The organism is Phenylobacterium sp., assembly GCF_036263695.1.
GTDB lineage: Bacteria > Pseudomonadota > Alphaproteobacteria > Caulobacterales > Caulobacteraceae > Phenylobacterium.
On the sequence record NZ_DATAGM010000318.1, the window covers coordinates 1 to 4173 of the forward strand.

At 69.6% G+C, this 4173-nt stretch carries 2 protein-coding genes and 1 pseudogene; all 3 read left to right on the forward strand.

From position 1 onward, the window contains the following. On the forward strand, positions 1 to 511 hold a 511-nt coding region (locus VHK87_RS13010), incomplete at its 5' end, for an AAA family ATPase (RefSeq protein WP_329635325.1). 48 nt (positions 512 to 559) lie between these two features. Next, positions 560 to 3265, forward strand: a complete 2706-nt coding sequence (locus VHK87_RS13015) for a PAS domain-containing protein (protein WP_329635326.1) — start codon at positions 560 to 562, stop codon at positions 3263 to 3265. 107 nt (positions 3266 to 3372) lie between these two features. Further along, positions 3373 to 4173, forward strand: a pseudogene (locus VHK87_RS13020) (cytochrome P450); the annotation flags it as partial.

Consider the following 4173-nt stretch of genomic DNA (forward strand, 5'->3'; position numbering starts at 1 on the left):
CACGCCCGGCGCGGGCAAGACGACCCTGATCCGCGCGCTCGCCGCCCGCGGCTTCCCCGTCATCGAGGAGGCCGCGACTGAGGTGAACGCGCGGATGCTGGCTCGCGGGATCGCGCATCCGCATCTCGAGCCCGACTTCCTGGACGCGATCGCGCAGCTGCAGGCCCAGCGCCTGCAGGACGCTTCGGCCGTGCCCGGCGTCCAAATCCACGACCGCTCCATTTTCTGCACCATCGCGCTCGCCGAGCACCTCTGCCGGCCGCTCTCGCCGGGCCTGTCGCGTGAGGCCGAGCGCCTCGCGGCCGAGTGCGCGTTCGAGCCCCGCGTCTTCTTCATCCGCAACCTGGGTTTCATAGAGCCCACCCCGATCCGACGCATCAGCTTCGAGGACGCGCTGGCCTTCGAGCGCACGCACAGGGCGGTCTACCGCCGGTTCGGATTCGACCTCGTTGAGGTTCCGGCGATGGAGATTTCCGCGCGCCTGGCGCTGATAACCACCCAACTGCGTTGAATTAGCGCCGCCCTATCAACAGGCGGCGTGCCAAGGTAAGGCTGGGGTGTGGCGCAAGACGGCGGCGAGGTTTCCGAGATGGGCGGGGCGGACATCCGCCGGCCGCCGGTCGACGCCTTCGACCTGCTCGAAGCGATCAGCGACGGCTTCTATGCGCTGTCCTCCGGTTGGCGCTTCACCTACGTCAACCGCCACGTCGAACGCATCACCGGCCGCAGCCGCGACCAGCTGCTGGGCCTCAACGTCTGGGAGCTGTTCCCGCACGCCGTGGGCAGCGACTTCTGGCAGGCGCACCAGGACGTGATGCGCGAGCGGCGGCCGATCGAGATCCGCACCCGATCCATGGCCGTCGACCGCTCGGTCGCTGCGACCCTGAAGCCGACAGCCGACGGCGGCATCTGCATCCTGTTCCGCGACCTGGAGGACGAGCTGCTCGCCAAGGCGCGGCTAGACACCACCGAGGCGCAGCTGCGGCTGGTGCTGGAGAGCACCAACGACGGCTTCTTCGCGGTCGACGCCGACTGGCGGTTCGTCCTCTTCAACGCCGCCTGCGAGAAGTTCTTCGGCCGGCCGCGCGAGGAGGTCCTGGGCCGCCAGCTCTGGGACGTCATCTCCGTCGCCAGGGGCACGGAGATCCAGAGCAAGCTCGAAGCGGTCGTCGCCAGCGGCGAGCCGGCCGAATTCGACTTCCCCTCAGTGGTCGCGCCGGGCCGCACCATCGAGATCCACGCCGCGCCGATGGCCGGCGGCGGGCTGGCCATCCTGTTCTCTGACGTGACCGCACGAAAGCAGGCGGAGGAGGCGCTGGCGGCCAGCGAGGCGCGCCTGCGCGACATCACCGACGCCATGCCGGTGCTGATCTCCTACGTGGACGCGGAGGAGCGGTTCCGGTTCGCCAACGCCGCCTACGAGGGCCGCTTCCGGCGCCCGCGTGAGCAGATCATCGGCCGCACCCTGACCGAGGTTTTCGGCGAGGCGCTCTACAAGGACCGGCGGCCCTTCGTCGCCCGCGCCCTTGCCGGGGAGCACGTCACCTACGAGGTCGAGTTCCCGCGCGGCGAGGAGGTTCTGACGACCCTCGTCGAGCACATTCCCCACCGGGCGCCGGACGGCCGGGTGCTGGGCTTCTATTCGCTGGTGCAGGACGTCACCGGACTCAAGAGCGCCCAGGCCGCGCTGCAGGCCAACGAGCAGGCGCTGCGTGAACTCAACGAGACGCTGGAGCGCCAGGTCGCCGCGCGGACCGCCGAGCTCGCAGAGAGCGAGCGCCGGTTCCGCGGCATCTTCGATTCCGCGCTGCAGTTCATGGCTCTGCTGACGCCGGAGGGCCTGGTCGTCGAGGTCAATCAGACCGCGCTGCGCTGGAGCCAGATCCGGCCTGCCGACATCGTCGGGCGGCCGTTCTGGCTGGCGTCTCCCATGCGCGACAATCCCGAGCTTCAAGCCGCCATCGAGAGCGGCATTCGGCGGGCGGCCGCCGGTCAGGTGGTGCGCGAGGAACATGTGATGCGCGGCGCCGGGACGGTTGTCGCGACCGTCGACTTCAGCCTGAAGCCGGTGACCGACGAGGCCGGCCAGGTCCTCTGGCTGGTCGCCGAGGGCCGCGACATCAGCGAGCTGAAGCTGGCCCAGGAACAGCTGCGCCAGTCGCAGAAGATGGAGGCCATCGGCCAGCTGACCGGCGGCATCGCCCACGACTTCAACAACCTTCTGACCATCATCCGCTCGTCGGCCGACCTGCTGCGCCGCCACGACCTGGAGGAGACCAAGCGTCGCCGCTATGTGGACGCCATCTCCGACACCGCCGACCGGGCCGCCGAGCTGACCAGCCAGCTGCTGAGCTTCGCCCGCCGCCAGGCGCTGAAGCCGGTGGTGTTCGACGTCGCCGAGCGGATCCGCGAGATCACCCGGATGATCCACAGCGTGGTGGGCTCGCGCATCCGGGTGGAGACCGAGCTGACCGACGCGGCCTGCTACATCGAGGCCGACCGCAGCCAGTTCGAGACCGCGCTGATCAACATGGCGGTGAACGCGCGCGACGCCATGGATGGCGAGGGCCGGCTGACCATCGGCCTGCGGCGAGCCTACCACGTGCCGCGGGCCTCCCGCCGCGGCGGCGGGGAGTTCGTCGCCGTCTCGGTCGCGGACACCGGCCACGGGATCCCCGGCGACCAGGTGGAGCGCATCTTCGAGCCCTTCTTCACCACCAAGGAGGTCGGCAAGGGCACGGGCCTTGGCCTGTCGCAGGTCTACGGGTTCGCCAAGCAGTCAGGCGGTGAGGTCGCGGTCGAGAGCGCCCCGGGCGAAGGGGCGACCTTCACCCTCTATCTCCCTCTCACAGACAAGCAGCCGGACGCCGGCCCGGCGCCGGCCAGGGCGGGCGCCCTGGGTCCGGCCTCGCGCCGCGCCCGCATTCTGGTGGTGGAGGACAACGCGTCGGTCGGCGAGTTCGCCCGCCAGCTGCTGCACGACTTCGGCTACGAGACGGTCTGGGCCTCGCACGCCGCCGAGGCCCTGGAGCGGCTGGAGAACGATGGGGCCTTCGACCTGGTGTTCTCCGATGTGGTGATGCCCGGGATGAGCGGCGTCGAGCTCGCCGCCGAGCTGCGCAAGCGCTGGCCGACCGTGCCGATTGTGCTCACCACCGGCTACAGCGACACCCTGGCGGACCAGGGGGCCCAGGGCTTCGAGTTGCTGCGCAAACCCTACTCGGTGGAGGCGCTGTCCCACATCCTGCGCCGCGTCCTGCACTGAGGGGGTCTCGCTTCGGCGCTTGCAAAACGACGTTTGGACGGGCGCCATCGAGCGATTGAGTGCGCCGGCCCAAGTGAGCCGGCCCCGAACGGGATGAGAGACGACCCATGAGCGACGGTTCCATCGACCTTCGGCGCGACATCCGCGCCCGCGCCTACGCCGAGCCGCTGGAGACGCTGAATCCGGCCCAGCCGGAGCTGTTCGCCCAGGACGCCATGTGGCCCTACTTCGAGCGGCTGCGGAACGAGGCTCCGGTGCACTTCACGCCCGACGGCGCCTACGGCCCGTTCTGGTCTGTGACCCGCTACCAGGACATCATGGCGGTGGACACCAACCACGAGGTCTTCTCCTCCGCCGACGGGATCACCCTGCAGAGCCTGGAGTCCAAGGCCCAGACGGCGGGGCGGCCGACGCGGCCCAGCTTCATCTCCATGGACCCGCCAAAGCACGACGTGCAGCGCAAGACGGTCAGCCCGGCCGTGGCCCCCGCCAACCTGCACCGCATGGCCCCCGTGATCCGCGAGCGGGCGGGCCAGATCCTCGACGCGCTGCCGATCGGAGAGGAATTCGACTGGGTCGACCTGGTTTCGAAAGAGCTGACGGCCATGACCCTGGCCACGCTTTTCGACTATCCGTTCGAGAAGCGCCGCCAGCTGACCCACTGGTCCGACATCTTCACCAACGCCCCCGGCCATGGCCCGGTGACCAGCTGGGAGCAGAAGCGCCGCGAGGGCGAGGAGTGCTTCGCCGCCTTCACCGAGCTGTGGAACGAGCGGATCAACGCCGAGCCGGCCTTCGACCTGATCTCCATGCTGGCCCACGGGGAGGCCACCCGCGGCATGGACATCCACGAATACCACGGCAACGTCGTGCTGCTGATCATCGGCGGCAACGACACCACCCGGAAC